Source organism: Spiribacter halobius (genome assembly GCF_020883455.1).
GTDB classification, from domain to species: domain Bacteria; phylum Pseudomonadota; class Gammaproteobacteria; order Nitrococcales; family Nitrococcaceae; genus Sediminicurvatus; species Sediminicurvatus halobius.
The window spans coordinates 556,512-582,124 of the sequence record NZ_CP086615.1 but is presented as its reverse complement, the minus strand read 5'-3'; the positions used below and the strand labels follow the sequence as shown (position 1 = coordinate 582,124).

General features: G+C 70.8%; 21 protein-coding genes. 12 read left to right on the top strand and 9 right to left on the bottom strand.

The window, feature by feature from the left end:
- Nucleotides 1-258: 258 nt before the first annotated feature.
- Both LMH63_RS02670 and LMH63_RS02665 read left to right on the top strand, forming a co-directional pair.
- Nucleotides 259-1,545, top strand: a complete 1,287-nt coding sequence (locus LMH63_RS02670) for a coiled-coil domain-containing protein (protein ID WP_109679034.1) — start codon at nt 259-261, stop codon at nt 1,543-1,545.
- The gene (locus LMH63_RS02665) at nt 1,542-2,738 is read left to right on the top strand and encodes an HD domain-containing phosphohydrolase (RefSeq protein WP_109679033.1); all 1,197 of its coding nucleotides are present in this window, start codon (nt 1,542-1,544) and stop codon (nt 2,736-2,738) included. Before LMH63_RS02670 ends, LMH63_RS02665 begins: the two co-directional genes overlap by 4 nt.
- A gap of 258 nt (nt 2,739-2,996) precedes the next feature.
- Here the strand turns inward: LMH63_RS02665 and choX are convergent, their stop codons facing one another.
- Entirely contained in the window at nt 2,997-3,941 is a 945-nt protein-coding gene (gene choX, locus LMH63_RS02660; RefSeq protein ID WP_109679032.1) for a choline ABC transporter substrate-binding protein, read from the bottom strand.
- Nucleotides 3,942-4,078: 137 nt separating this feature from the next.
- On the opposite strand from choX, the gene betI reads away from it, so the two are divergent.
- From betI to betA, 3 genes are all read left to right on the top strand, one after another.
- On the top strand, nt 4,079-4,690 hold the full coding sequence (betI, locus tag LMH63_RS02655; protein ID WP_109679031.1) for a transcriptional regulator BetI: 612 nt from the start codon (nt 4,079-4,081) through the stop codon (nt 4,688-4,690).
- Nucleotides 4,674-6,137 (top strand): betaine-aldehyde dehydrogenase, encoded by a 1,464-nt coding sequence (gene betB / locus LMH63_RS02650; RefSeq protein ID WP_109679030.1) that lies wholly within the window; start codon nt 4,674-4,676, stop codon nt 6,135-6,137. The genes betI and betB overlap by 17 nt, the downstream gene beginning before the upstream one ends.
- Before the next feature lie 235 nt (nt 6,138-6,372).
- A complete protein-coding gene (betA, locus tag LMH63_RS02645; RefSeq protein ID WP_109679029.1) occupies nt 6,373-8,031 on the top strand; it encodes a choline dehydrogenase in 1,659 nt (552 codons plus the stop codon).
- 121 nt (nt 8,032-8,152) lie between these two features.
- On the opposite strand, the gene LMH63_RS02640 is transcribed toward betA, so the two are convergent.
- From LMH63_RS02640 to LMH63_RS02625, 4 genes are all read right to left on the bottom strand, one after another.
- On the bottom strand, nt 8,153-10,753 hold the full coding sequence (locus tag LMH63_RS02640; RefSeq protein WP_109679028.1) for a TRAP transporter permease: 2,601 nt from the start codon (nt 10,751-10,753) through the stop codon (nt 8,153-8,155).
- A 338-nt stretch (nt 10,754-11,091) separates the two neighbouring features.
- Nucleotides 11,092-12,060 carry a TAXI family TRAP transporter solute-binding subunit gene (locus tag LMH63_RS02635; protein WP_109679027.1) on the bottom strand — a complete coding sequence of 323 codons (969 nt, stop codon included), beginning with the start codon at nt 12,058-12,060 and terminating at the stop codon, nt 11,092-11,094.
- Nucleotides 12,061-12,587: 527 nt separating this feature from the next.
- Nucleotides 12,588-13,499, bottom strand: coding sequence for a MurR/RpiR family transcriptional regulator (locus LMH63_RS02630; RefSeq protein WP_109679026.1), 912 nt, complete (start codon nt 13,497-13,499; stop codon nt 12,588-12,590).
- 171 nt (nt 13,500-13,670) lie between these two features.
- The gene (locus LMH63_RS02625; protein ID WP_146205225.1) at nt 13,671-14,024 is read right to left on the bottom strand and encodes a hypothetical protein; all 354 of its coding nucleotides are present in this window, start codon (nt 14,022-14,024) and stop codon (nt 13,671-13,673) included.
- 191 nt (nt 14,025-14,215) lie between these two features.
- Between LMH63_RS02625 and LMH63_RS02620 the strand changes: the two genes are divergently transcribed.
- The 6 genes from LMH63_RS02620 (at nt 14,216) to LMH63_RS02595 (ending at nt 20,547) form a co-directional block, all read left to right on the top strand.
- Complete coding sequence (locus tag LMH63_RS02620) at nt 14,216-15,238, top strand: IS110 family RNA-guided transposase (protein ID WP_229332701.1); 1,023 nt, start codon at nt 14,216-14,218, stop codon at nt 15,236-15,238.
- Between the two features lie 767 nt (nt 15,239-16,005).
- A complete protein-coding gene (locus tag LMH63_RS02615) occupies nt 16,006-17,085 on the top strand; it encodes a porin (protein WP_109679946.1) in 1,080 nt (359 codons plus the stop codon).
- Between the two features lie 408 nt (nt 17,086-17,493).
- The gene (locus LMH63_RS02610) at nt 17,494-18,732 is read left to right on the top strand and encodes a threonine ammonia-lyase (protein WP_109679947.1); all 1,239 of its coding nucleotides are present in this window, start codon (nt 17,494-17,496) and stop codon (nt 18,730-18,732) included.
- Nucleotides 18,733-18,985: 253 nt separating this feature from the next.
- The gene (locus LMH63_RS02605; protein ID WP_158280463.1) at nt 18,986-19,321 is read left to right on the top strand and encodes a type II toxin-antitoxin system prevent-host-death family antitoxin; all 336 of its coding nucleotides are present in this window, start codon (nt 18,986-18,988) and stop codon (nt 19,319-19,321) included.
- Nucleotides 19,318-19,530 carry a hypothetical protein gene (locus LMH63_RS02600; RefSeq protein WP_109679949.1) on the top strand — a complete coding sequence of 71 codons (213 nt, stop codon included), beginning with the start codon at nt 19,318-19,320 and terminating at the stop codon, nt 19,528-19,530. Before LMH63_RS02605 ends, LMH63_RS02600 begins: the two co-directional genes overlap by 4 nt.
- Before the next feature lie 108 nt (nt 19,531-19,638).
- Nucleotides 19,639-20,547, top strand: coding sequence for a DMT family transporter (locus LMH63_RS02595; protein ID WP_229332700.1), 909 nt, complete (start codon nt 19,639-19,641; stop codon nt 20,545-20,547).
- A 13-nt stretch (nt 20,548-20,560) separates the two neighbouring features.
- On the opposite strand, the gene LMH63_RS02590 is transcribed toward LMH63_RS02595, so the two are convergent.
- The 4 genes from LMH63_RS02590 to otnI all read right to left on the bottom strand — a co-directional run bounded on the left by LMH63_RS02590 (nt 20,561) and on the right by otnI (nt 24,252).
- Nucleotides 20,561-21,523, bottom strand: a complete 963-nt coding sequence (locus tag LMH63_RS02590; RefSeq protein WP_109679950.1) for a 2-hydroxyacid dehydrogenase — start codon at nt 21,521-21,523, stop codon at nt 20,561-20,563.
- 251 nt (nt 21,524-21,774) lie between these two features.
- Nucleotides 21,775-22,413, bottom strand: coding sequence for a glutathione S-transferase family protein (locus LMH63_RS02585; RefSeq protein WP_109679951.1), 639 nt, complete (start codon nt 22,411-22,413; stop codon nt 21,775-21,777).
- A 192-nt stretch (nt 22,414-22,605) separates the two neighbouring features.
- Nucleotides 22,606-23,352 carry an SDR family oxidoreductase gene (locus LMH63_RS02580; RefSeq protein ID WP_109679952.1) on the bottom strand — a complete coding sequence of 249 codons (747 nt, stop codon included), beginning with the start codon at nt 23,350-23,352 and terminating at the stop codon, nt 22,606-22,608.
- Nucleotides 23,353-23,457: 105 nt separating this feature from the next.
- A complete protein-coding gene (otnI, locus tag LMH63_RS02575; RefSeq protein WP_109679968.1) occupies nt 23,458-24,252 on the bottom strand; it encodes a 2-oxo-tetronate isomerase in 795 nt (264 codons plus the stop codon).
- A 464-nt stretch (nt 24,253-24,716) separates the two neighbouring features.
- On the opposite strand from otnI, the gene LMH63_RS02570 reads away from it, so the two are divergent.
- Complete coding sequence (locus LMH63_RS02570) at nt 24,717-25,568, top strand: HDOD domain-containing protein (protein ID WP_158280464.1); 852 nt, start codon at nt 24,717-24,719, stop codon at nt 25,566-25,568.
- Nucleotides 25,569-25,613 lie beyond the last annotated feature (45 nt).

The window sequence follows — 25,613 nt, the reverse complement described above, 5'->3', positions numbered from 1 at the left end:
CGGTCCGGGTGCTCGACGTACTGTCGAGTACGCCTGCGCGCCCGGACTCTCCCGCGCCTTGTCCTGCCCGCCAGCTCCACGCCCTCGCTTCGCGAATCGGTGAGATATGCGGGCTAGGCGCCAATGGGTGACAAACGCCCAAACAGTGACATACTTCACAATGATAGGTCGATCCGTCATACGCCTTGATCTGCGTCAACGCCTAGACTTCCATGGCAGAAGCGCCGTCACCCGAACCGGCTGGAACGCGGGGGCTCCGTGGACAGTGAACTGCTCGCCATCGCCATCCTGCTCGCGGAGCTGCTGCTCGCCGCGGTGGTGGCGGCCGTGGTCTTCGGCCGCCTGTGGTGGCGGGCGCGTCGGCGCCTCGCGGCGCTGCAGGGCGAGGCGCGGGATTCCGAGCGCGAGCGCGCGGACTACCTGAATCATGTGCAGAGCGCGATCAGCGCGCTCATCGCGGCCGTGCGCAGCCGCTGGAACGAGAACCCGGCGACCCTGCACCAGGGCAGCGCCCTGGCCGACGGCGACCCGCCCCGGGTCGGGCTGCAGCTCCACTACGAGACGCTGCGCCACGAGCTCAGCGCCCTGCAGGCGCCCCCCGAGCAGTTCTGGGAGGCACGCCGGGGCGCCCTGGACACCCTTCTGGAGGGCTTTCGCACCGCCGAGGCCACGCTGCAGCGCTGGCTCGAGACCAGCCGCAACCAGCACCGCGAGGACCTCGCCCAGGCGCGCCGCAGCCACGGCGAGAGCGCCCAGCAGCTGGAGCGCCAGCTCGAGCGCCAGCAGGGCCGCAGTGCCCGGCTCGAGCAGCGGGTGCAGGAGCTGGAGGCCTACCGGCGGCGCTTCAACGAGCTGCACGGCGCCATGCTGCGCCTGCGGGACGCCGGCGAGCGCCTGGAGCCGCTCGTCGCGCGCGAGCTCGCCGGGGGCCAAGGGAGCGCGGAGCTGCAGGCCGCGGTGGGTGCCTGGCAGCAGGCGCAGGCGCCGCTGCAGCAGTTCCTGGAGCGCGGCGACATCCAGCCCTTCGGCGAGCGCCACCTCACCGCCGCCCCCTCGCCGGACCACCGCGCCCGCCGCGCCAATCAGCTCGCCGAAGGCCGCGAGCGCCAGGCGGAGGTCACCGAGCGCCGGCTGCTGCTCTCGCTCAAGCACCAGTACGCCCTGATCGACGACCTGCGGGCCAAGCTCGACGCCGCCGAGCACCGCGAGGAGGAGCTCCGGCACTACTACACCCAGCAGATCAAGCGCCTGGAAGCCGCCGCCGCGGAGACCGAGCAGTCCTTCGAGGCCCTGATGAAGGAGAACGCGCGCAACCGTCGCACCATCCGCCGCCTCAACAAGCGCCTGGACGAGGCCAACCGGGCCGAGGCAAGCGGTGACACGAAAGCCCTCGAAGCGACCATCGACCGCTTCGCGGCCCAGGCCATCGAGCTGCAGGAGCGGCTCACCACCCTGGAGGGCGAGGTGGGAGAGCTCAGCGCCGAGAACCTGAGCCTGCAGGCGAAGCTTCGCGAGCACGGCCTCGATGAGGCGGCGACGCCATGAGCACGGACACCACCGCCGAGGTGGTCTGCGTCGACGACGACCCCGAGGTACTGCGCCTGCTGCAGGACACCCTGACAGGCCACGGCTACTCGGTGATCGGCTACACCAGCGTCAGCGAGGCGCGGGCGGGCCTTGCCCGCCACGGCGCAGAGGCCGTGATCTCGGACTTCAAGCTGCCCGACGGCGACGGCATCGCCCTGCTCGCCGAGGTCGCCCGCGACCATCCCCGCAGCGTGCGCATACTGATCACCGGCTACGCCGACTACGCGGCAAGCGTGCGCGCCATCAACGAGGGCCACTGCTACGCCTACCTGGAGAAGCCCTGGCGCGCCCGGGAGCTGCTGGATACCCTCGCCGCCGGGCTGCACGGCGCGCGCAGCATCGGCGGCGCGCTGGCGGAAGTCAGCCCCACGCCGGATGCGAACCGAAGCCTGGACGATCTGGAGCCGCTGCTCGGCGCGGTGCCGCAGCTGCTGGGCGACCACAAGCCCGGCCATGGCGAGCGCGTCGCCGAGCTGCTCACGGGCTTCTGCCAGCATCTCGGCCTCGGCGGTGCCGGCTTCGAGAGCCTGCGCCTGGCAGCGCTGGTGCACGACGTCGGCGAGGCCGGTCTGCCGGCGGAGACGCGGGAGCTGCCCGAGAGCCGGCTCGCCGCCGGCGCCCGCGCCGCCTTCGAGCGCCATCCCGCCATCGCGGCGGAGTGGCTCGCCCGGCATCCACGCCTCGGCACGGCGGCGAAGATCGTCCGCCTGCACCATGAGCGCCACGATGGCCGCGGCTTCCCCGAGGGCCTCGCCGGCGGGGGCATTCCGGTGCCGGCGCGCCTGCTCGCCCTGGCCGACGCCTTCGACGAGGCGCTGCACGGGCATCTGTTCCCGCGCCGCTTCTCGGAGCAGGAGGCCTGCCAGTTCGTCGAGGAGGAGCGCGGCCGGCGCTTCGACCCGCGGGTGGTCAATGCCTTCCTGCGCTGGCGCCGGCAGCACGGGCCAGCGGCGGCGACGCCGCAGGCGGCCGCCGGCGAGGGCGTACCGGTGAGCGACCTGCGCGAGGGCATGGTCCTCGCCGAGGACCTCACCACCAGCACCGGCATCCTGCTCGTCCCGGCGGGCCACCGCCTCAGCGCCGCCCTGCTGAGCCGGATCCGCGCCCTCCAGGGCGGCGTCAGCGGCACCGTGCGCATCCGCGCCGACTGAGGCGGCCAGCCGCCACCCCCGGATCAAAGCGCCGTAGGTCGTGCACGGCGCAGCCGTGTGCGACATTCCCTGTAGGTCGGGAACCGCCGCAGGCGGTACCCGACACGCCTGCAGGCGAACACAGCCCGGGCCAGGTGCAACGGGCCGACGGCGGCCTCAATTCGCCACGCCCATCGGGATGTCGGTTACCGCCTCCGGCGGAAAAAAAGGGGTGCGGCGGAACCGCACCCCTTTCACGTCGCTCGCGAACCGACGGGCTTACAGCCCGAGCGACTCCCGCACCACGGCAACAGCGTCCTCGCTGCCGTCGGCGGTGGTGACGCCGTCGAGCCAGCGCTCCAGCAGCTCCGGCTGCTCCTCGATCAGGCGCAGGCCCGCCTCGCGGGTGCCCATGTCCTCGTTGATGACATAGCCACCGGCACGGCTCTGCTCCTCGACGGTGTACTCGTACTGCTCAAGGAACCGGCCGACGTTGGCGCAGCGGTCCGTGTAGCCGCTGGTGGCGACCGTGTACACCGTGGCGCCGCCCTGGTCCGGGCCGAAGTACTCCTCACCGCCAGTGAGGTACTCCATGTCGATGTTGAGGTTCATCGGGTGCGGCGCCCAGCCGAGGAAGACCACCCAGTCCTCGCGCGGCACCGAGCGCTTCACCTGCGTGAGCATGCCCGCCTCCGAGGACTCCATCAGGTTCCAGTCGCCCAGGCCGAAGGCATCCTCGTCGATCATCTGCTGGATGATCAGATTGCCGTCATTGCCGGCCTCGATGCCGTAGATGCGGCCCTCGAACCGGTCGCGATACTCGTCGAGATCGGAGAAGGAGGTCACGCCGGCCTCATACACGTAGTCCGGCACCGCCAGGGTGTACTTCGCCCCTTTCAGATTCGCGGTGACCTGATCGATCTCCCCGGACTCGAGATAGGGCTCGATCATGCTCTGCTGGGTGGGCAGCCACAGCCCGAGGAAGAAGTCGCGATCGCCCTCGGCGACGGACTGGAAGGCGATGGGCACGGAGGCCGTGGTCAGCGTGGTGTTGTATCCGAGCGCGTCGAGGATGTAGCTCGCGGTCTCGGACTTCACGGTCACGCCGGTCCAGTTGACGTTGGCGATGCCGACGTCGCGGCAGGACTCGGGTTCCTGGGCATACGCCCCGCCGGCGGCTACCAGCGCGGCGGCGGCGAGGGAGAGTCGGATGCGATGCTGCATGCTGCGTTTCCTCTGTTGCGTGAACGCTTGCGCGCGGCGCCGGACGGGCGCCGACTGCCCCGCCAAGTTAATTGAACACTCAATCAAAATCAAATAGACTCTCCGGCCACATTGGATCGACCCGGAGCGTCGCCGTCATGCCCAAGCGGGGAATGGAACCCATCCGCCAGCGCCAGTTCATCGAAGCCACGCTGCAGATCATCCACGAGCAGGGCCTGCACGAGACGACGCTCGCCCGCGTCGGCCGGCGCGCCGGCGCCTCGCCGGGGCTGGTGGCACACTACTTCGGCGACAAGTCCGGCCTGCTGGCGGCCACCCTGCGCCATCTGGCGCGGGAGCTCGCCCGCGAGTACCGCGAGCGCCGGCGGACCGCCGAGCCCGGCCTCGGCCAGGTGCTCGCCATCATCGACGCCAACTTCGCCCCCAGCCAGTCCGGGGCGGTGGTGGTGAGCGGCTGGCTGTCGTTCTGGGCCCAGGTCAACCACCACCCCGAGCTCGCGCGCATCCAGCGGATCGTGACGCGGCGGCTCGAGAGCAACCTGCTGCACGCCCTGCGCGGCCTGCTCGCCCGCGAGGATGCGCGCCACGTGGCCGAGGGCCTTGGCGTGATGATAGACGGCCTGTGGCTGCGCGCCAGCATGCGCACCGGCGGCTTCGACATCAGCCAGGCGCGGGAGCTCGCCCGGGATTACCTCATCAGTCAGCTACGCCTGCGCGGCGGGGAGACGCAGAATGTCCGCATCGCCTGATCACCTGCTCTGGATCGACGGCGGGCCCCAGCCCGCCATCGAGGGCGGCCACTTCGAGACCGAGAACCCGGGCACCGGCGAGGTGCTGGCCACGGTGGCCCTCGCCGGCGCCCCGGACGTGGACCGCGCCGTCGCCGCGGCGCGCCGGGCGCAGCCGGCCTGGGCGGCCCTCGGCGGCACCGGGCGCGGCCGCGTGCTCGCCCGGGCGGCGGCGCTGCTGCGCGAGCATCGCGACGAGCTGGCGCGCCTGGAGACCCTGGACGGGGGCAAGCCCATCGCCGAGACGCCGGAGGCGGACGTGGACTCCGCCGCCGACTGCCTCGAATACTTCGCCGGCCAGGCGGCCTCGCTCCAGGGCGAGTACCAGGAGGTCCCGGGGGGCTTCTTCTACACCCGTCCCGAGCCGCTCGGCGTCTGCGCCGGCATCGGCGCCTGGAACTATCCGCTGCAGATCGCCGCCTGGAAGGCCGCGCCCGCGCTCGCCGCGGGCAACGCCATGGTGTTCAAGCCCGCCGAGCTGACCCCCCTCTCCGCGCTGCGCTTAGCCGAGCTGCTGGCCGAGGCGGGCGTGCCCGCAGGGGTCTACAACGTGGTCCAGGGTTTCGCCGACACCGGGCGTGCGCTCACCACCCACGCCGGCGTGGACAAGGTCTCACTCACCGGCGAGGTGGGCACCGGCAAGGCCGTGATGCGCGACGCCGCCGACACCCTCAAGGCGGTGACCATGGAGCTCGGCGGCAAGTCGCCGCTGGTGGTCTTCGACGACGCCAGCCTCGACGACGCCGTCTCCGGCGCCCTGCTCGGCAACTTCTACACCCAGGGCGAGATCTGCACCAACGGCACCCGGGTGTTCGTGCACGAGGCGGTGATCGAGGAATTCCTCGAGCGCCTGCTGGCACGCACGGCGAAGCTGCGCGTGGGCAATCCGCTGGATCCGGAGACGGACGTCGGTGCGCTGATCTCCGCCGGCCACCGCGACCATGTCCTCGGCTACATCGAGCGCGGCCGGGCCGAGGGCGCGGAGCTGCTCTGCGGCGGCGAGGCGGTCACCGTCCCGGGCTGCGAGGGCGGGCACTACGTCGCCCCCACGGTGTTCCGCGCGCCCGACGACGAGCAGACCATCGTGCGCGAGGAGATCTTCGGCCCGGTGATGACGGTGCTCGCCTTCCGCGACGAGGACGAGGTCATCCGCCGCGCCAACGACACCCCCTACGGCCTCGCCGGCGGCGTGTTCACCCGCGACCTCACCCGCGGCCACCGCGTGGCGGCGGCCCTGGAGGCGGGGGTGGTCTGGGTGAACCACTACAACCTGACCCCCATCGAGATGCCCTTCGGCGGCGTCAAGCAGTCCGGCCTCGGCCGCGAGAACAGCCGCCGGGCGCTGGAGCACTACACCCGGCTGAAAAGCGTCTACGTCTCGATGGAGAGCGTGGAGGCGCCGTACTGAACCGCGTTGCTCCGTGGGAGCGCAGCTTCGGTGCGCGAAGGGCTGACAGGGATGACGTCGGATCGGGCATTGGTGCCGGGGCCCGGACTCGGCTGTCCTTCCCGGGACACGGCGTGTCCCGCAGGGCCGTACCGGCCTCGGCCGCGCCCCGGCGCATGATGAACCGCCACACACGCCCGGATAAGCGCACGGCACGGACATCACCACGAACACCCGACATCGACGTACCGACGCCATGACCACACAGACCTTCGACTACATCATCGTCGGCTCCGGCTCCGCCGGGGCCGTGCTCGCCAACCGGCTCAGCGAGGACCCGGACGTCTCCGTGCTGCTGCTGGAGGCCGGGCCCATGGACCGCAGCCTGTGGATCCATATGCCCTCGGCGTTCGCCAAGCCGCTCGCCAACGACCGCTACAACTGGTACTACCACTCCGAGCCCGAGCCGTTCATGGACCAGCGCCGCATGTACTGCCCCCGCGGGCGGGTGCTCGGCGGCTCCTCATCCATCAACGGCATGGCCTACGTCCGCGGCCACGCGCTCGACTACGAGCACTGGGCGGCGGACTTCGACCTGCCGGACTGGCGCTATCGCGACGTCCTGCCCTACTTCAAGCGCGCCGAGGACTTCGACCAGGGCGGCAACGACTACCACGGCCAGGGCGGGCCGCTGCACGTCACCACCGGGCCCATGCGCAACCCGCTGTACCGGGCGTTCGTCGATGCCGGCGTCGCCGCCGGCTACCCCTACACCGCGGACATGAACGGCTACCAGCAGGAAGGCTTCGGGCCGATGTTCATGACCACCCGGCGCGGCCAGCGCTGGTCCACGGCCAACGCCTACCTGCGCCCGGTACTGTCGCGGCCGAACCTGCATCTGTGCGTGCGCGCGCTCACGGAGAGGGTGGTGCTCGAGGACGGCCGCGCCACCGGCGTCACCTTCCGCCACCGGAGCGTGCGCCAGACGGTGCGCGCCGAGCGCGAGGTGCTGCTCTGCGGCGGCGCCATCAACTCGCCGCAGCTGCTGATGCTCTCCGGCATCGGCCCGGCGGACCACCTGCGCGGGCACGGGATCGACGTGGCCGTGGACTCGCCCGGCGTCGGCCGGAACCTGCAGGACCACCTCGAGGTGTACGTGCAGTACGCCTGCCGCCAGCCGATCACCCTCTACAGCGCGCTCAAGCCCTGGAACCAGGCGCTGATCGGCGCCGAGTGGCTGCTGCTGCGGCGCGGGCTCGGGGCCACCAACCATTTCGAGTCCGGCGGCTTCATCCGCAGCGAGGCGGGCGTGCGCCAGCCCGACCTGCAGTATCACTTCCTGCCCATGGCGATCACCTACGACGGCAGCGCCACCGCCGAGACCCACGGCTTCCAGGCTCACGTCGGCCCCATGCGCCCGGAGAGCCGCGGCAGCGTGACGCTGGCCGGCCCGGAGCCGGACCAGGCGCCGCGCATCCTGTTCAACTACATGGGCACCGAGCGCGACCGCCACGAGATGCGCGAGGCCATCCGCCTCACCCGCGAGGTCATCGCCCAGTCCCCGTTCGACGACTTCCGCGGCGAGGAGCTCGGCCCGGGTCCGGCCGTGCAGAGCGACGCCGAGCTGGACGCCTGGGTGCGCCAGCACGGCGAGAGCGCCTACCACCCGAGCGGCACCTGCCGCATGGGCGGCGGCGAGGCCTCGGTGGTGGACGGCGCCGCCCGCGTGCGCGGCGTCGAGGGCCTGCGCGTGGTGGACGCTTCGGTCATGCCGCGCATCACCAGCGGCAACCTCAACGCCCCCACCATCATGCTCGCCGAGAAGCTCGCCGACACCATCCGCGGCCGCGCCCCCCTGCCGGCGGAGGACCACCCCTGGTACGAGGCGCCGAACTGGGAGACGAGCCAGCGGTAGGCCGGAGAGTCGCCGCGGCCCGCGATCGGTTCAGAAGCGTAGGTCGTGCACGGCCGCAGGCCGTGTGCGACAGCCCCCGTCATGAGGCGGGGATCTCGCACACGGCTTCGCCGTGCACGATCTACGTCTCCGCGCCGCGCAGCTCCGCGTTGGGGGCCGGCTCGCCCTCGCGCTGCCGGCGGCGGTGCTGGGCCCAGCCGATGGCGCCGAGCAGCAGGAACGCCGGGATGGTCGCGAGCTCCTTGGGCGGGCGGTCCGCCGGCAGGCGCACGGCGTCGATGGTGAAGCCGAAGTCCAGCCCCGCGCGCTGGGCCTGGCTGCCGTAGCGCACGTTCTGCACCTGGGCCTGCCCGCCCGTGGTCATCACCGAGAGGCCCGCCGCGCGCAGGCGATTCTGGGGATCGCCCGGCGGCTCCTCCAGGGGGATCAGCACCGTCTTCGAGACCTCGTTGCCCTCGATGGTCATGCCGCTGGCCAGCACCGCGAGATTGCCGCCGGCGGGGATGGTCTCCATCACCTCGAAGATCTCGGTACCCGGCACGTTCTCGTAGGGCGGGTAGATGTCGTCCCACCAGAAGCCGGGGCGGAACAGGGTGAAGGTGATCAGCAGCAGCGCCGCGGTCTCGTACCAGCGGCTGCGCGTCAGCCAGTAACCCTGGGTGGCCGCCGAGAACACCAGCATGGCGAGGGTCGCGCTCACCACGGTGATCACCAGATCCACCCAGCCGGTGAGCCCGATCAGCAGGATCTGGGTGTTGAAGATGAACATGAACGGCAGGATCGCCGTGCGGATGTCGTAGGCGAAGCCCTGGATGCCGGTGCGGATCGGGTCCGCCCCGGAGATCGCCGAGGCGGCGAAGGCGGCGAGGCCCACCGGCGGCGTGTCGTCGGCGAGGATGCCGAAGTAGAACACGAACATGTGCACCGCGATCAGCGGCACCACCAGCCCGTTCTGGGCGCCCAGCTCGACCACCACCGGCGCCATCAGCGTCGAGACCACGATGTAGTTGGCCGTGGTCGGCAGCCCCATGCCCAGGATCAGGCTCAGCAGCGCCACGAAGAACAGGATCAGCATCAGGTTGCCGCCGGAGATGAACTCGACGAACTCGGTCATCACCAGGCCGATGCCGGTGAGCGTCACCGTGCCCACCACGATGCCTGCCGTGGCCGTGGCGACGCCGATGCCGATCATGTTGCGGGCGCCGCCGATCATGCCGTCCGCGAGCTCCGCCACGCCCTGGCGGGTCGCCGCCCAGAGCGTGCGGTCGCGCTGGAAGAAGGCCAGCAGCGGCCGGTGGGTGAGGCTGATGGCGATCATGAACATCACCGCCCAGAAGGCCGACAGCCCCGGGGAGAAGCGCTCCACCATCAGGCACCAGATGAGCACCGCCACCGGCAGCAGGAAGTACAGCCCGGCCCGCACCGTCGGCCCCAGCGGCGGGATCACCAGGTCCTCGTCGGTTCCCTTGTCCTCGAGGGTGGGCTGGCGGGCGGCGAGCCAGACCAGCGCCACATAGGCCGCGATCACCACGGCGCCGACGATGGGCGCCGCCGCCGCGCCGAAGACGTCCTTGGTCCAGCCGACGCCGTAGTACACGGCGAGGCTCAGCGCGATGATGCCGAGGATGTTGCTCGCAATGAGGGTCAGCCGCACCAGCAGCCGCGCCCGCGCCGGCCCGCGCATCGGCTCCATGCCGAGCTTCACGGCCTCCAGATGCACCATGTAGAGCAGCGCGATGTAGCTGATCAGCGCCGGCAGGATGGCGTGCTGGATCACCTGCAGGTACGGGATGCCCACGTACTCCACCATCAGGAACGCCGCCGCGCCCATCACCGGCGGGGTGAGCTGGCCGTTGGTGGAGGCCGCCACCTCCACGGCGCCGGCCTTGGTGCCGGGGAAGCCCACCCGCTTCATCAGCGGGATGGTGAAGGTGCCGGTGGTCACCACGTTGGCGATGGAGGAGCCGGAGATGATGCCGGACAGCCCCGAGGCCACCACCGCCGCCTTGGCCGGCCCGCCCCGGTAGCGGCCCAGCATGGCGAACGCCACCTTGATGAAGTACGCCCCCGCCCCGGCGCGCTCCAGCAGCGCGCCGAAGAGCACGAACAGGAACACGAAGTCCGTCGACACCCCGAGGGCGACACCGAACACGCCCTCGGTGGTCAGCCACATGTGCGAGGCCACGCGCCCGAGGCTCGCGCCGTCGTGGGCGATGACGTCGGGCGCGTACTGGCCGCCGAGGACGTAGGCCAGGAACACCAGCGCCACCACCATCAGCGGCGGCCCGAGCGCCCGCCGGGTCGCCTCCAGCAGCAGCACGATGCCCGAGAGGGCGACGACGATGTCGTACCAGGTGGGATTGCCCGGGCGCTGGGACAGCGCCTCGTAGAACACCACCAGATACATCACCGAGGCGGTGGCGAGCAGCGCCAGCGCCCAGTCCGCCAGCGGCACGTGGTCCCGTGGCGAGCGCTTCAGCGCCGGGAAGGCCATGAAGGCGAGGAAGATGGCGAAGCCGAGATGGATCGCCCGCGCCTCGGTGCTGTTGAAGATGCCGAAGCCGACGATGAAGGGCAGCGGCGAGCTGTACCAGATCTGGAACAGCGACCACAGGAAGGGGATGACCAGCAGCAGCCGGCCCACCGACCCCTTCGGCATGCGGGCGCCGGTCTCGGTGCTGAGGAACTCGCCTGCGCCGCTGCCGTTTTCGCTCTCGCTCATGCGTCCGTCACCCCGTTACGACCGTCATGGCGGGTAAGATTCGCGGCGAGGGCGCCATTCCTACAGGGCTCTCGCGTAGGTCGTGCACGGCCGCCGGCCGTGTGCGACATCCCCTCGCCCCCGACCGCCCGAATGTCGCACACCTTCGGTGCACGACCTACCCCGCCGGGAATTCGCGGCGAGGGCGCCGCTCCTACCGTGCGCATCAGCCATCGTGGTCGAACCGGCCTGTAGGAGGCGCGCCCCCGCGCCGAATCCCTTCCCCCCGAAGCAAAAAAGCCCGGGGCAGCGCAAACCGCCCCGGGCCTCGTTTCAGCCGTGCCTCGGCACCGGCTGTCTCAGTCGAGCAGGCCAGCCTCGCGGTAGTAGCGCTCGGCCCCCTCGTGCAGCGGCGCCGAGAGCGAGGCGGAGACCATCTCCTCCTTCTCCAGCACGGCGAACGCCGGATGCAGGGACTTGAACTGGTCGAAGTTCTCGAACACCGACTTCACCACCACGTAGATCGTGTCCGCGGAGGTGTCGGTGGAGCTGACGAAGGTCGCCCGCACGCCGAAGGTGGTGGTGTCCTCGTCGTTGCCCCGATACATGCCGCCGGGGATGGTGGCCATGGAGTAGTAGGGGTTCTCCTCCACCAGGCTGGCGGTGGCCTCGTTGTCCAGCGTCACGATCACGGAGTCGCAGGAGGTGGTCGCCTCCTCGATGGCGCCGGAGGGGTGGCCCACCACGTAGGCGAAGGCGTCGATCTCGTTATCGCACAGCGCGGAGGCCATCTCCGAGGCCTTCAGCTCCGAGGCGAGGGCGAAGTCGTCCATGGTCCAGCCCATCTCCTCCAGCAGCACCTCCATGGTGGCGCGCTGGCCGGAGCCCGGATTGCCGACGTTGACGCGCTTGTCGCGCAGGTCCTCGAAGGTCTCGATGCCGGCGCCGGCGCGGGCGACGATGGTCAGCGGCTCGGGATGCACCGAGAACACGGCGCGCAGCTTCTCGATCGGCTCATCGAACGGCGCCTCGCCGTGATAGGCCTTGTACTGCACGTCCGACTGCACGATGCCGAGATCGAGCTCGCCGTTGTTGATGGAGTTGGTGTTGTAGACCGAGCCGCCGGTGCTCTCCACCGAGCAGCGGATGCCGTGCTCGCTGCGGTCGGCATTGACCAGCCGGCAGATGGCGCCGCCCGTGGGGTAGTACACGCCCGTGACGCCGCCCGTGCCGATGGTGATGAACTCCTGCTGCGCCGAGGCGCCGCTGGTCATCCCCAGGGCCAGTACGCTGGCGCCCAGCGCCGTGGTGAAGGTCTTGTTGATCATGCGTTCTTCCTCCTTCTGAGAGTCGTCTTATCGTTGCCGGCGACCCGCCGTCTTGTGACAGCCCGCCGCGTTGCCGCGTAACCCCTTCACCATTGTCCACCCCGCCAGGCCTGTCAACTTGCCGGCAAGGCACGCTTTCCATACGGTTTTTCGCAGGGGTTCCGCATCTCGCTGAGTGAACCTTCAGAGTCCGCTTGGCGATATTTTTGCGGATAACCTGGGAGCGGTCAGGGCCGTGCCCGGCCCGGAGTCCGGCCTGGGTGCCGGCAACGGGCGTAGGTTGGCAAGCGCAACGCGCTCGCCAACAGCCGCGCGCAGCGCGGCCTATCCGGCCATGCGGAGCGCGCCTCCGGCGTGTCGGGTACCGCCTGCGGCGGTTCCCGACCTACTCTGGCTCCGCTGAAGATTCGCGGCGAGGGCGCCGCTCCCACAGGCCGCATCAAGCCACCGCGGCAGGCCCCGCCTGTAGGAGGCGCGCCCCCGCGCCGAATCCCCTTGGAGCCGCGCGCAGCGCGGCCCATTCCGGCTTAAAGCGCCACACCCAGCTCGCGGATCAGCGCCTCCCGCCCCTCCAGCGCCCGCAGCGCCTCGTCACCCAGGCGCTGCGCCACCATCGCCAGCAGCCCCTCCACCAGGACCAGCGCCGCCGCCATGCTGTTGCTGAAGAAGTGCCCGCCCGCGGGCGCGACGAAGACGTGCGTCGCGTGGCGCGCCAGCGGCGAGGCGTGGCCGTCGGTGATGGCGACGATGGGCACCCCGCGCCGGCGCACCACCTCCGCCGCCGCTACCGTCGCCCGCGTGTAGGGGGCGAAGCCCACCGCCACCAGCGCATCCCGCGGCCCCAGCCCGGCCACGCCGTGGGCGATGCCCTGCGCCGCGTCCACCGTCTGCACGCCGCCCCGCAGCAGCCCCAGGGCGTAGCCGAGATATTCGGCGATGGCGTGGGACTGGCGCAGGCCGATTGAGCGCACCTGCGCCGCCTCCGCCAGCAGCGCGGCCGCCGCCTCCAGCGCCGGCGCCTCCAGCAGCTCCAGCATGCCCGCGAGGTTGGCCTGCTCATCCCGGGCCACCCGGCCCATCAGGTCCAGCCCCTGCCGGGCCGGCGCGCTGAGGCCGCGCAGGCGGCTCGCCTGGTCGCTGTAGAAGTGCCCGGTCTGGGCCACGTGCCGGCGGAATACCGCCTGCAGCTCGCCGAAGCCGCGGTACCCCAGCGCCTGGGCCAGGCGCGTGAGCGTGGAGGCGTGCACGCCGAAGGCCCCGGCCAGCTCGCCGATGGTGCTCACCGCCGCCTGCTGCGGCGCCGCGAGCATGCCCTCCAGCACGGCACACGCCCGCCGCCCCGGCCGCCGACGCCCCGGAGCGGCCGCAAGCCGCTGCCCCAGCCCTTCCAGGGTCTCCGGCGGGCCTTCCCCGGCCTGTTGCGAATGGTCCGTCGACATTGCCGGAAGCCTATCACTGCCGGCCTGAAGCCCCGCGTAGAAGCGGTCCCGGACCGCGAAACGGCGCGACGCGCCGTACCCCAGCCCGCCGACAGCCCGGCCCGGACCAAACCGCAGCGCCTAACCGAAGCCCGTAGGAGCGGCGCCCCCGCCGCGAATCCCCCACCACACCTACCCGCCGGCCAGCACCCCCAGCCCCAGCAACACCACCCCCACCGCCGCGAACACCGCATGCAGCGCCACCATGAACAGCGGTGGCCGCTCCCCCTGCAGCCGGAACAGCAGCACGAACACCCCGCCCAGCACGGCAAAGGCGAACATCAGCAGGGCCGCGTTCACCACCAGCGGCGTCGGCGTCGTGAAGACGGGCCAGCCCAGGGCCAGAACCCCGAGCACGGCCAGCCCGGCGTGTCCGTACCCCCAACCCGCGCGCACCGGACGGGCCTTCAGGTGCCGCGCAAGGAGCGCCGCCCCGAACACCACCGCCGCCAACAGTATTCCCAGCGCCACATCGATCGCCGACAAGCTGTCCATCCTCTGCGCGAGCGTGCCCCTGTCGGAGTGGCAGGCGTGACCGTGGTTCCGCAGCAGCCGGCGCCGGTGGGAGATGGAGTAAAGCGGCCTGCGGCTTGAGTGGAGTGGGAAGGAGGAGACAACCTCCCGAGCAGATTCACGAGGTCGCCGAAGGCGCCTCAACGGAAAGGGAGGTTGTCTCCATGCTCTACGCTGGCATCGATGTGGCGAATCGGGCAAGCACGGTTTGCGTGGTGGACGCGAACGCCGAGGTGATCCTCGAGCGCACGGTGGCGACCGAGGCGGGGGCGCTGATGGAGGCGTTCTCGGGCCTTGAGGCGACGCGGGTGGTCATCGAGAGCACGCCGCTAGCGGAGTGGGTGGCGTTGGTGGTCGAGGATGCTGGCCATGAGGCGGTGGTGATCGATGCGCGCTCGGCGAAGCGGCTGATGGATGCCTCGAAGAAGACCGACCGGCGGGATGCCCGGACGCTGGCGCGCATGGCTCAGGCGGGCTGGTACACGGCGGTGCACCGCAAGTCGGCTGAGGCGCGGTTGCAGCGCTCGCGGCTGCAGGCGCGTCAGGGGCTGGTGGAGGCCTACAAGGGCTTCGCGGCGCGGGTGCGGGGGCTGCTGCGCGCGCACGGGGTGCGGGTTGGCCGGGTGAGCAAGGGCGAGTTTGCGCCGCGGGTGCGTGCGCTGTGCGCCGAGCACGTGCCGGGGCTGGCGACCTACCTGGAGCCGCTGCTCGCGGCCTACGAGCATGCGCTCGGTGAGGCGCGGCGCCTGCGCCGGGAGATCGAGCGCGAGGCGCGCGAGCATGCGGTGGCGGAGCGCCTGGCGAGCGTGCCCGGAGTGGGTCCGCTGGTCAGCCAGGCGTACGTGGCCACCATCGATGACCCGCGGCGGTTCGCCAGTGGTGATGAGGTGGCCGACTACGCGGGGCTCACGCCGCGGATCTACCAGTCCGGCGAGCTCCAGGTACAGGGGCGCATCAGCCGTGAGGGCGACAAGCTCCTGCGCTGGCACCTGGTGGAGGCCGCGCATTCGCTGCTGGTCCGCGGTCGGGACTGCGCGCTCAGGCGCTGGGGCTTGCGGCTTGCCGAGCGCAAGGGCCAGGCGAAGGCGAAGGTGGCGCTGGCGCGCAAACTGGCGGTACTCCTCCACCGGCTCTGGGTGAGCGGTGAGCGCTTCAAGGCCTGGCCCGAGCGGGCGGTGGGTGCCTGATCACGACCGCCGGGAGGTAGCGCAACGCGCAGCACAGCGATCAAAGCGAGCGCTCAAAGCGAGCAAACAGGTTGGCCGGGGTATCGAGGACGCCGATCCTGCAGACCGCTTGGGGCAGTGACCCCGTGTTTGGGAGTGACCCCGTGTTTGGGAGATTCCGGACGGCGTTCTCGTACATCCCATCCTGTCGGCGCCCCCACGGGGGCGACCACGTAGAGAAGCCTGAGGCCTCGGCCAGCCTTCCTTTTACAACCCGGGAGGTTGACTCCGGGGGCCGCTTTAGAGAAGCGGTCTCCGACCGCGATACCGCGCGGAGCACGGTGATCCGTCGGTCCGGCGTGATCGTGACATTCAGTGGGGCGAGGGTCCCGGGTCCGGCGCCTTGCGCCGGTCCGCGGTCGGAGACCGCACCCACCGCCCCGCTACTACCGCCCCGCCACCATCCCCCCTCACTCGTGGCCCAAACACCACGCTCCGGGAAACCACATCAACGCCCTCGCACAACTGATTCAGCAAAAACCGTTTTTCAGCTGACGAAAGGTCTTCCATAAGGCCGCGGGCTTGGCTACAGTTGTTCATGCAACGCACCGGGCCGGGGTTTCTGTGGTGCTTTCACAACAGTTCACCCGAAATCCATGGCTCTGACGCAAAAAGGTGTTGCATATACGCAGCGGCCTGCCTAGACTCCGCTGCAGTCCAAAAGGACGGCCTGCGCTGCGCGCAGGCGCAGGTAAAACCGATCCGCTTCACTAGTGAGGGATGAACCAATGATGAAGAAGACTGCTTCGGCTCTCGCCGTGGCCGCCCTGATGGGCACTGGCGCCGCGAGCGCTGCCACCTTCCAGGTCAACGACGACACCACGCTGAGCCTCTACGGCAACGTGCAGATCGCCTACAGCGACACCAACGATGCCAGCGGCGACAGCGTCAGCGACCTGCAAGACAACGGCACCACCATCGGCGTGGCCGTCGAGCACAGGTTCGACAACGGCCTCACCGGCTTTGCCCGCATCGAGGAGGACGGCTACGACGCCGTCGAGCAGGCCGCCGAGACCGCCGCCACCGACCAGGCGTACTTCGGCGTGCGCGGCGACTTCGGCATGGTCCGGCTTGGTAACGCCGACTCCATCTATGACGGCTTCGTCCGCGACTACTGGGACTACCAGGAGTTCCTGGCCCCGATCAACGGCCGTCGCGGCGTGGACCACAAGGACCGCCAGCTGCTGTACATGAGCCCGAACTTCGGCGGGTTCAGCTTCGGCCTCGAGGCGCAGATCAACGGTGACGCTGACGAGGCGACCTTTGAGCTCACCCAGGGTGGCGTGAACAATGGGGATAACGAGACTGGCGACGTGAACGGCGACGACGCCGGGATCAGCCTCGCCGCGGCGGCCATGTACGAAACCGGCGGCCTGACCGTGTCGGCTGCGATCGACCAGCGCTCGAATGAGTTCGTCAGCGCCGCTGACGCCGGTTCCGAGGGTGGTCCGAACCACTTCGACGATCCGGTGATGGGTATTGTCGTCTCCTATGACTTCGGCCGCTTCACCGTCGACGGCGGCTACCAGCTCGACGCCGCTGACACCGACGAGCGTGCCATCGGCGACGTAGACGTGCTGAGCCTGGGTGGCCGCTTCAACTACGGCATGGGCGACCTGTACGGCATCGTGCAGGAGGTCGGCTACGACGAGGAGAACGCCGCTGGCAACGACTCCTTCACCGAGGTGATCCTGGGCGCGAACTACAACATCGGCAGCAACTTCTACGTTTATGCCGAGTATGCGACCTACGACCAGGAAGAGGACGCCAACGACGGCTTCGCCATCGGTGGCCTCTACTCCTTCTAAGATCCCCGGATCTTGATCGGAGCCTGAAAGGGCGGCCTCCGGGCCGCCCTTTTCTGTTGGGGGACCGGAATCAACCGGACTGCAGCGTCCACCTGGCACGGACGCTCGGCGTTGCCGCCCGCGGCGCGACCACGGTAAGGACGGTAGCCACCGTAGGTCGTGCACGGCGCAGCCGTGTGCGACATCCCCGCGCCGGACCGGGACGTCGCACACGGCCTGCGGCCGTGCACGACCTACGGCTCCTGCCCGGGATTCGCCACGAGGCGCACCTCCCACGGGGCGCCGCCCGCCCCTGCGCCGGACCGAAGCCGGTAGGAGCGGCGCCCCCGCCGCGAATCCCGTCACCACACGAAGGAGCCGGCCTGCATCCGCTACACTTCGCCCACGCCCTCAGCCCCGGAGCCGGCCTTGCCCGTCACCCTCGACGACATCCGCGCGGCGGCCCGCCGCATTGGCGGCGCGGTCCTGCACACCGCCTGCAGCCGCTCCCAGGTGCTCTCGCGCCTCACCGGCGCGGAGCTGTTCCTGAAGTTCGAGAACCACCAGTTCACCGCCGCGTTCAAGGAGCGCGGGGCGCTCAACCGCCTGCTGGCGCTGACGGAGGCCGAGCGGCGCCGGGGTGTGATCGCCATGTCCGCCGGCAACCACGCCCAGGCGGTGGCCTACCACGCCGAGCGCCTGGGCATCGCCGCCACCATCGTCATGCCCCGGCACACGCCCAACGTGAAGGTGCGCAACACCCGCGCCTTCGGCGCCGACGTCCGCCTCGAGGGGGAGACCGTCGCCGAGGCCGGCGACTTTGCCCAGCGCCTCGCCGCGGAGCGGGACCTGGTGTTCGTGCACCCCTACGACGATCCGGCGGTGATCGCCGGCCAGGGCACCACGGCCCTGGAGATGCTGGCGGACGTGCCCGACCTGGACACCCTGGTGGTGCCGGTGGGCGGCGGCGGGCTCATCGCCGGCATGGCCGTCGCCGCGCGCAGCGTGAATCCGGCCATCGAGGTCATCGGCGTGCAGACCCGGCGCTACCCGGCGGTGCATCAGGCCCTGGCCGGGCTGCCGGTGGAATGCGGCCCCGCCACCATCGCCGACGGCATCGCCGTCAAGCGCCCCGGCGAGCTCACCCTGCCGCTGATCCGTGAGTGGGTGCGCGAGGTGGTGCTGGTGGACGAGCCCGACATCGAGCGCGCGGTGCTGCAGCTGCTGGAGATCGAGAAGACCGTGGTGGAGGGCGCGGGTGCCGCCGGCCTCGCCGCGGTGCTCGCCGACCCCGAGCGCTTTCGCGGCCGCCGGGTGGGCCTGGTGCTCTGCGGCGGTAACATCGACCTGCTGCCGCTGTCCTCGGTGATCCAGCGCGGGCTGGTGCGCACGAAGCGCGTGATGCGGGTGCGCGTCGGCGTGCCCGACGTCCCCGGGGCGCTGGCCGACCTCACCCGCCTGCTCGCGGACGCCCGCGCCAACGTCATCCACATCGCCCACCAGCGGGCGTTCACGGATCTCTCCGTGCGCGCCACGGAGGTGGAGGCCACCGTGGAGACCCTGGGCGAGGAGCACAGCCAGGCGGTGATCCGCAGCCTGCGCGAGGCGGGCTACGACTGCCTGCTGCCGGACCATGAGCCGCATCCGCGCGAGTGGCGGGGGCGGTAGAGAGCGCCAGCCGAACCGTACGTCGTGCACGGCCGCAGGCCGTGTGCGACCTCCCGGCTCCGGAACGGGGATGTCGCACACGGCTGCGCCGTGCACGACCTACGGCGACCTCGGTTTCGGGGCGTATTCGCGGCCGGCGCGGAATGCTCCGAAGGTCCCGCCAGAGCGCTCTGTCTGGCGGTATGGCGCCCGGGACACACAGCCCGTATATTCAGACCAGTCAACCGACCGATCCAGAAGCACGGGAACGACCATGACCGAGCACGAGCCGGAAGTGATCCAGAGCTACGACGCCAAGGTGCACTGGAGCCAGGTCCTGGACCGGGTCGGCCGGGGGCATCACTACATCGTGAGCAAGCATCACCGGCAGGTGGCGGTGCTCGTGCCGTTGGCCGAGTGGCAGGCACTGACATCACGGGATGCCCAGGACACACCGGAGGCCCGCGAGCTCGCCGCGATGGTCGAGCGGCTGGAGGCCCAGAACGCGGCAACCGGCGCCGCCCTGGACGATGCCTTCGCCGAAATCGCGAAGACTCGGGAGCAGCTGGCAGCCCTTCGGGCCCAACGCCGAGAGGACCCGGGGCAATGATCGAGAAGGCGCTCAAGGCGGTTCAGGCTGCCCTGCTCAACTCCGAACGGGTTCAGCAGCTTGCCCAGGAGGTCTCCGAGCAGGGCCGTGAGGTACGCGGCGAGCTCGACTGGCTGAATGCCGAGATGCGCGACCTTCGTGACCGGGTCAGCCGGATCGAGGGCGCCCTGGCGATGCTCGACCGCCTTCAGGGCCGGCGCCCCGAATAGCGCCGGCCGCGCACTCGCTTCCAAAACGCCACCGGAATCGGGTGGACGGCGACGACCCCCCGGGCTTAGTCTCCTCCGCCTTCACGGCGGCGGTGCAGGAGCGCGGGCATGGACCAGCGCATGAGCGCCGTGGACTGGGCGCTGCTGGTGGTGCTGTCCACGGTGTGGGGCGGATCGTTCTTCTTCTTCGAGGTGGCGCTGGACACGCTGCCGCCGTTCACCGTGGTCCTCGGGCGGGTGGGTATCGCCGCCGTGGTGCTGCTGGTGCTGGCCCGGGCCCGCGGCGAGCGGCTGCCGACGGCGCCACGGGTGCTGGCGGGCTATCTGCTGCTCGGGGCCACCAGCAACGCGCTGCCCTTCTCCCTCATTGTCTGGGGCCAGACCCAGATCCCCAGCGGGCTGGCCTCCATCCTCAACGCCATGACGCCGGTGTTCGCGGTGCTGGTGGGGCTGCTGATCGGGCGCGAGGAGCGGCTGACGCCGGCGCGGGCGGCGGGGGTGGCGCTCGGCTTCGCCGGGGTGGCGGTGCTCATGGGCCCGGACCTGCTGCGGCGGCTGGACCCTTACAGCCTCGGCCAGCTCGCCGTGCTCGGGGCGGCCTGCTCCTACGGCTTCGCGGTGCACATCGGGCGGCGCTTCGGCGGCGCCACGCCGCTGGTGAACGCCGCCTACATGCTCACCGCCTCCACCCTGCTGCTGCTGCCGGTGACGCTCATCGTGGACCAGCCCTGGACGCTGACCCCCGGCGTCTCCGGCTGGACCGCCCTGCTCGGGCTGTCGCTGCTCTGCACCGCCTTCGCCTACCTGCTCTACTTCCGCATCCTCGCCTCCGCCGGGGCCACCAACATGTCGCTGGTGACCTTTCTCGTGCCGGTGAGCGCGATCAGCCTGGGGGCCCTGTTCCTTGGCGAGCGCCTCGGCCCCACGGCCTTCGCCGGGCTCGGCATCATCTTCACCGGGCTCGCGGTGATGGACGGCCGCGCGGCGGATTGGCTGCGGCGACGCCTCGCCGGCTAGGAGTCTGCGCCGGTCAGGCCACGCGATCCCCCGGCTCCCGGCCGGCGAAGAAGGCGTCCAGGTTGGCCAGCGCCCGCTCGCCCATGGCGGCCCGGGTCTCGGTGGTGGCGCTGCCGATGTGCGGCAGCAGGAAGGTGTTGTCCAGCTCGCGGTAGCGCGGGTCGCCCCCCGGCTCGCCGTTGAAGACGTCGAGCCCCGCGGCGGCCGGCTTGCCCGCCTTGAGCCCGGCGATGAGGGCATCGTCGTCCACCAGGGCGCCGCGGGCGGTGTTCACGAGGATCGCGCCGTCCCGCAGCCTGGCGATGCGCTCCGCGTTGATCAGGCCGGTGGTATCCGGCGTCGCCGGGCAGTGCAGCGAGACCACATCCACCGCGCCCAGCATCTCGTCGAGCGAGGCGTGGTAGTGCGCGCCCTGCGCCTGCGCCTCCGGCAGCCGGGAGCGGTTGTGGTAGTGGATCTCCATGTCCAGGCCGCGGAAGCGCTGCGCCGCCGCCCGGCCGACCCGCCCCATGCCGACGATGCCGACGGCCTTGCCGGTGATCTGCGTGCCCACCATGAAGCTCGGGCTCCACTGCGTCCACGCGCCGCGGCGGACGAGCCGGTCGCCCTCGCTGGCGCGGCGTGCGGCGCCGAGGGCGAGCAGCAGCGCGATCTCGGCGGTGGCGTCGGAGAGGACATCCGGCGTGTTGGTCACCACGATGCCGCGGCGCTTCGCCGCCTCCAGGTCCACGTGATCCACGCCCACCGAGTAGTTGGCGATGATCCGCACGCTGTCCGGCAGGGCGTCGATGACGTCGGCGCTGAAGCGCTCGCTGTGGCAGGGCAGGATCGCCGCCACGCCCTCCGCCTTCGCCAGCAGCTCGCCCCGGTCGAAGACGTGGTCGTCGTGGTTAAACAGGGCATCGTAGTCACGCTGCAGGCGCTGCTGGACGCTGTCCGGCAGCTTTCGGGTCACCAGTACCTTGGGTTTGCTCATGGCATTGCTCCGCCCGGCTTGGGCCGCGGTTGAGCGGCGTCCGGGTCTGATTGTGGAAAACTCGTCTGCAACGCCCCTCAGCCACGCTGCCGGCGCGCCGCTACCGGTAGGCGACGTAGCTGATGCTCGTTGCCAATCAGGTTCCGCGTTGTGTATCGCCGTGTCCGTGGTGTCGTTGTGTTCAACGCCCCGCCTCGCGCCCGGCACCAGGCGCCGAAGCTATCGGGTAAGCCGCGGACTCCCGGTGCCAGCTAGTCACTCGTGGGAATGGGGATGTCGTTGACGTACTTCGGCACATGATAGCCGCGCTGGTAGGCCGGGCGCTCCGCCAGCGCGCAGTACCAGCGCCGCACGTTCGGATACCGCGCGAGATCGACCTGCTGCCATTCGTAGCGCGACACCCAGGGCCAGATGGCGATGTCGGCAATGGAGTACTCTCCGGCGACGAACTCGTGCTCCGCCAGGCGACGGTCCAGCACGCCGTAGAGGCGCTGCGCCTCGCCACCGTAGCGCTCCTCGGCATAGGGCGCCCGGCCCGGGTTGTACTTCAGGAAGTGATGGGCCTGGCCGAGCATCGGCCCCTGACTGCCCATCTGCCACATCAGCCACTCCATGACCCGGTACCGCGCCTCGCCCGATGCGGGCAGCAGCTGCCCGGTCTTCTCCGCCAGATAGAACAGGATCGCGCCGGACTCCATCAGCGCCATGCCGCCGTCGCGGTCGACGATCGCGGGGATCTTGTTGTTCGGGCTGATGGCGAGAAAGTCCGGCTCGTGCTGCTCCCCGGCGGTGATGTCCACCGGGTGCACCGCGTAGTCCAGCCCCAGCTCCTCCAGCAGGATGGAGACCTTGCGGCCGTTGGGGGTGGTCCAGGTCCAGAGATCGATCATCGCAGCTTGCCTCGACGGGCTGGTTTTCAGGGGTCGCCGGCACGGGGACTGTTCCGCGCCGGCAGACACGCTCGGCGCTCAGCTTACGTCACGTGGCCCGAACGGGCATGCCCCGGCGCAGGGCGCGCGCCGTTCAGGACCGGATTGCGATGCGCGCGGGGCCGCCGGAACGCTGCCGAGGGCCGGTGCCGCTCACACGCAGCGGCCGCCATCCACCTCGAGGCTGGCGCCGGTGATGAACTCGGCCTCGTCCGAGGCGAGGAAGAGCGCCGCCTGGGCGATGTCCAGCGGGCGGCTGAGGCGCCCCAGCGGGATGCCGGCCACGATCTTCTCCGGCGGGTTGTCGCCGAGAAAGTCGCCGAGCAGGCCGGTCTCCCCCATCACCGGGTTGATGGTGTTCACCCGGATCCGGTCCGGCGCCAGCTCCACCGCCATGGACTTGCCGAGGACGATGGCCGCCCCCTTGCTGCCGTTGTACCAGGTGAGCCCCGGGCGCGGGCGCACGCCCGCGGTGGAGGCGATGTTGACGAAGCAACCCCCGCCCCGGCGGCGGAACACGGGCACGGCCGAGCGGGCCATGTGGTAGAGGCTCTTCACGTTCACCGCGTAGACGCGGTCGAAGGTGGCCTCGTCCACCTCCAGCATGGGCCCGTTGCGATGGGTGATGCCGGCGTTGTTGACGACGGTGTCGAGATCCCCGAAGTGCTCGAGGGCCCGCTCCACCAGCGCCTGCACCGAGTCCGCCCGGGCGACGTCGGCGTGGATGAAGACCGCCTCGCCGCCGGCATCGCGGATCCCGGCGGCCACCCGTTCCCCACCCTCATCGTTGATATCCGCCACCACCACCCGCGCCCCCTCCTCGGCATAGCGGCGGGCGATGCCCTCGCCGAACCCGGACCCGGCCCCGGTGACGATGGCGGTTCTGTTCTGCATTCGCATGATGTCGGTCCTCCTGGTCGTGGGGCGCTGGCCGGCAGACCGGGGTTAGCGGCGGGGGCGCCGCTCCTACAGGCCCCTCTCCGGCGTCGGCGGTCATCACCGCCTTCAGTTCGCGGACTCCCGACGCGCGCGGTTGAACCAGCCGAGCCCCTCGGACGTGCCCGCGCGGGGCTTGTACTCGCAGCCGACCCAGCCGGCGTAGCCGCGGCGGTCGAGCTCGGCGAACAGCCACGGCCAGTTGATCTCGCCATCGGCATCCGGCTCGTGGCGGCCGGGGACGCCGGCGATCTGGACATGGCCGAGCCGCGGCCACTGCTCGTCGAGGGCGTGGGCGAGGCGGCCCTCGGTCATCTGCACGTGGTAGAGGTCGAGCTGCACCCGGGCGCTGTCCGCGCCGGCAGCGGCCAGCAGCCGGCGGGCCTGGGCCTGCCGGGTCAGGAAGTAGCCAGGCATGTCCACCGGGTTGATGGGCTCGATGAGCAGCGTGACGCCGGCGCGTGCCGCTTCCCCGGCGGCGTGGCGCAGATTGCGCAGGTACACCGCCTCGCATTCCTCGGGATCGGCGTCCGCCGGCGGGATGCCGGCCATCATGTGCACGCGGGGGCAGCTGAGGGCGCGGGCGTAGTCGAGGGCCTGCTCGACGCCGGCGCGGAGATCCGCCTCGCGCCCGGGGAGCGCGGCGATACCCCGCTCGCCCGCCTCCCAGTCCCCGGGCGGCAGGTTGAACAGCACCTGCTCGACCCCCGACGCCTCCAGTGCCGCGCGGATATCGGCGGCGTCGTGGGCGTAGGGGAACAGATACTCAACCCCGGTGAAGCCGGCCTCGGCGGCGGCGGCGAAGCGCTCCAGGAACGGGCGTTCAGCGAAGAGCATGCTCAGGTTGGCGGCAAAACGCGGCATGGTCACCGTCCTCTCAGTCAGCGGCCGTGACGCTCGCGGAGCGCCGCGACCTGTTCGGGTGTAGGGCAGCGTAGCAGCGGCGGGCGGCAAAGAGGCTGCTGTCCGAGCTCGACGGGCAGCCGCCGGCGAGCCGCACCGCGGACATCGGCTTTCGGCTGCTGGTGCGCAAAAGCGGCTGAGAGGGAGGCGCCGCGCTTTCGTGACGCACGCACGCCGCCCGCCCCCGGGGGCTGTGCCAGACTGCCGTTAGCCCGCATATGTCACCGATTCGCGAAGCGAGGGCGTGGAGATGGCGGGCAGGACAAGGCGCGTGAGAGTTCGGGCGCGCAGGCGTACTCGACAGTACGTCGAGCACCCGAACCGAGCGCAACGCAGAACTGTCCGCCAGATCCACGGCCGCAGCCGTGAATCGGTGAGATATGCGGGCTGGGCGTTCCACGGGGGCTCAGGGGGGAACCACGCACATGCAGCCGGAAGACATCGCCAGCCGCTTGAGCGAGCTCGTCTCGCTGCCGCGGGCCTACCATCGCATCAGCGAGATGATCGACGACGAGCGCTACGGCGCCGCGGACATCGGCCGGGTGATCAGCCACGACCCGGCGCTCACGGCGCGGCTGCTGCGGCTCGTGAACAGCGCCTACTACCGGCTGCCGCGGCACGTGGATACCGTACCGCTTGCGATCAATGTCGTCGGCACGCGGGCGCTGCACGAGCTGGTGCTGGCCACCGCCGTCGCCAGCGCCTTCTCCCGCATCGACACCCGCCTGGTGGACATGGCGGACTTCTGGCATCACAGCATCTACTGCGGCCTGATGGCGCGGCTGCTCTCCCGGGAGCTGGACGTGGGCGAGGCGGAGCAGGCCTTCATCGCCGGGCTGCTGCACGACCTCGGCAAGCTCGCCCTCTACCACGAGCTGCCGGACGAGACCGAGGACATCCTCGAGACCTTCGCCGAGACCGACACGCCGCTGCACGCCGTGGAGCGGGAGCAGCTCGGCTTCGACCACGCCGACGTCGGCGGCGCGCTGCTCAAGGCCTGGGATCTGCCGGCGGTCTACCGCGAGGCCGTAGGCTGCCATCACCGCCCGGGCGAAAGCCGCCTCTATCGCGACGAGGCCTGCCTGGTGCACGCCGCCAACGCCCTCAGCAAGCCGGTGGAGCCGGGCCACAAGGTCCGCCGCGAGGCGGTCAGCGAGCCGGAGCTCGACCCGGCGGCGGCCGAGCGGATCCGCCTCGATGCCGGCCAGGTGGAGTCGCTGCGGGTGGAGGCGGACCTGCAGTCCATCGAGGTCTACGCCACGCTGTTCGGGCGCTAGGGCGTAGGGCGTAGGGGTCAGGTCTTGACATGACAGTTGCGGCTT

Coding starts and splice junctions, on each gene's coding strand:
- LMH63_RS02580 (WP_109679952.1), bottom strand. CDS start 23,352: ATGCGAATGCAGAACAGAACCGCCATCGTCACCGGGGCCGGGTCCGGG.
- LMH63_RS02605 (WP_158280463.1), top strand. CDS start 18,986: ATGACCGAGCACGAGCCGGAAGTGATCCAGAGCTACGACGCCAAGGTG.
- choX (WP_109679032.1), bottom strand. CDS start 3,941: ATGCAGCATCGCATCCGACTCTCCCTCGCCGCCGCCGCGCTGGTAGCC.
- LMH63_RS02665 (WP_109679033.1), top strand. CDS start 1,542: ATGAGCACGGACACCACCGCCGAGGTGGTCTGCGTCGACGACGACCCC.
- LMH63_RS02595 (WP_229332700.1), top strand. CDS start 19,639: ATGGACCAGCGCATGAGCGCCGTGGACTGGGCGCTGCTGGTGGTGCTG.
- LMH63_RS02585 (WP_109679951.1), bottom strand. CDS start 22,413: ATGATCGATCTCTGGACCTGGACCACCCCCAACGGCCGCAAGGTCTCC.
- betI (WP_109679031.1), top strand. CDS start 4,079: ATGCCCAAGCGGGGAATGGAACCCATCCGCCAGCGCCAGTTCATCGAA.
- LMH63_RS02630 (WP_109679026.1), bottom strand. CDS start 13,499: ATGTCGACGGACCATTCGCAACAGGCCGGGGAAGGCCCGCCGGAGACC.
- LMH63_RS02600 (WP_109679949.1), top strand. CDS start 19,318: ATGATCGAGAAGGCGCTCAAGGCGGTTCAGGCTGCCCTGCTCAACTCC.
- betB (WP_109679030.1), top strand. CDS start 4,674: ATGTCCGCATCGCCTGATCACCTGCTCTGGATCGACGGCGGGCCCCAG.
- LMH63_RS02640 (WP_109679028.1), bottom strand. CDS start 10,753: ATGAGCGAGAGCGAAAACGGCAGCGGCGCAGGCGAGTTCCTCAGCACC.
- LMH63_RS02635 (WP_109679027.1), bottom strand. CDS start 12,060: ATGATCAACAAGACCTTCACCACGGCGCTGGGCGCCAGCGTACTGGCC.
- LMH63_RS02615 (WP_109679946.1), top strand. CDS start 16,006: ATGATGAAGAAGACTGCTTCGGCTCTCGCCGTGGCCGCCCTGATGGGC.
- betA (WP_109679029.1), top strand. CDS start 6,373: ATGACCACACAGACCTTCGACTACATCATCGTCGGCTCCGGCTCCGCC.
- LMH63_RS02570 (WP_158280464.1), top strand. CDS start 24,717: ATGCAGCCGGAAGACATCGCCAGCCGCTTGAGCGAGCTCGTCTCGCTG.
- otnI (WP_109679968.1), bottom strand. CDS start 24,252: ATGCCGCGTTTTGCCGCCAACCTGAGCATGCTCTTCGCTGAACGCCCG.
- LMH63_RS02590 (WP_109679950.1), bottom strand. CDS start 21,523: ATGAGCAAACCCAAGGTACTGGTGACCCGAAAGCTGCCGGACAGCGTC.
- LMH63_RS02620 (WP_229332701.1), top strand. CDS start 14,216: ATGCTCTACGCTGGCATCGATGTGGCGAATCGGGCAAGCACGGTTTGC.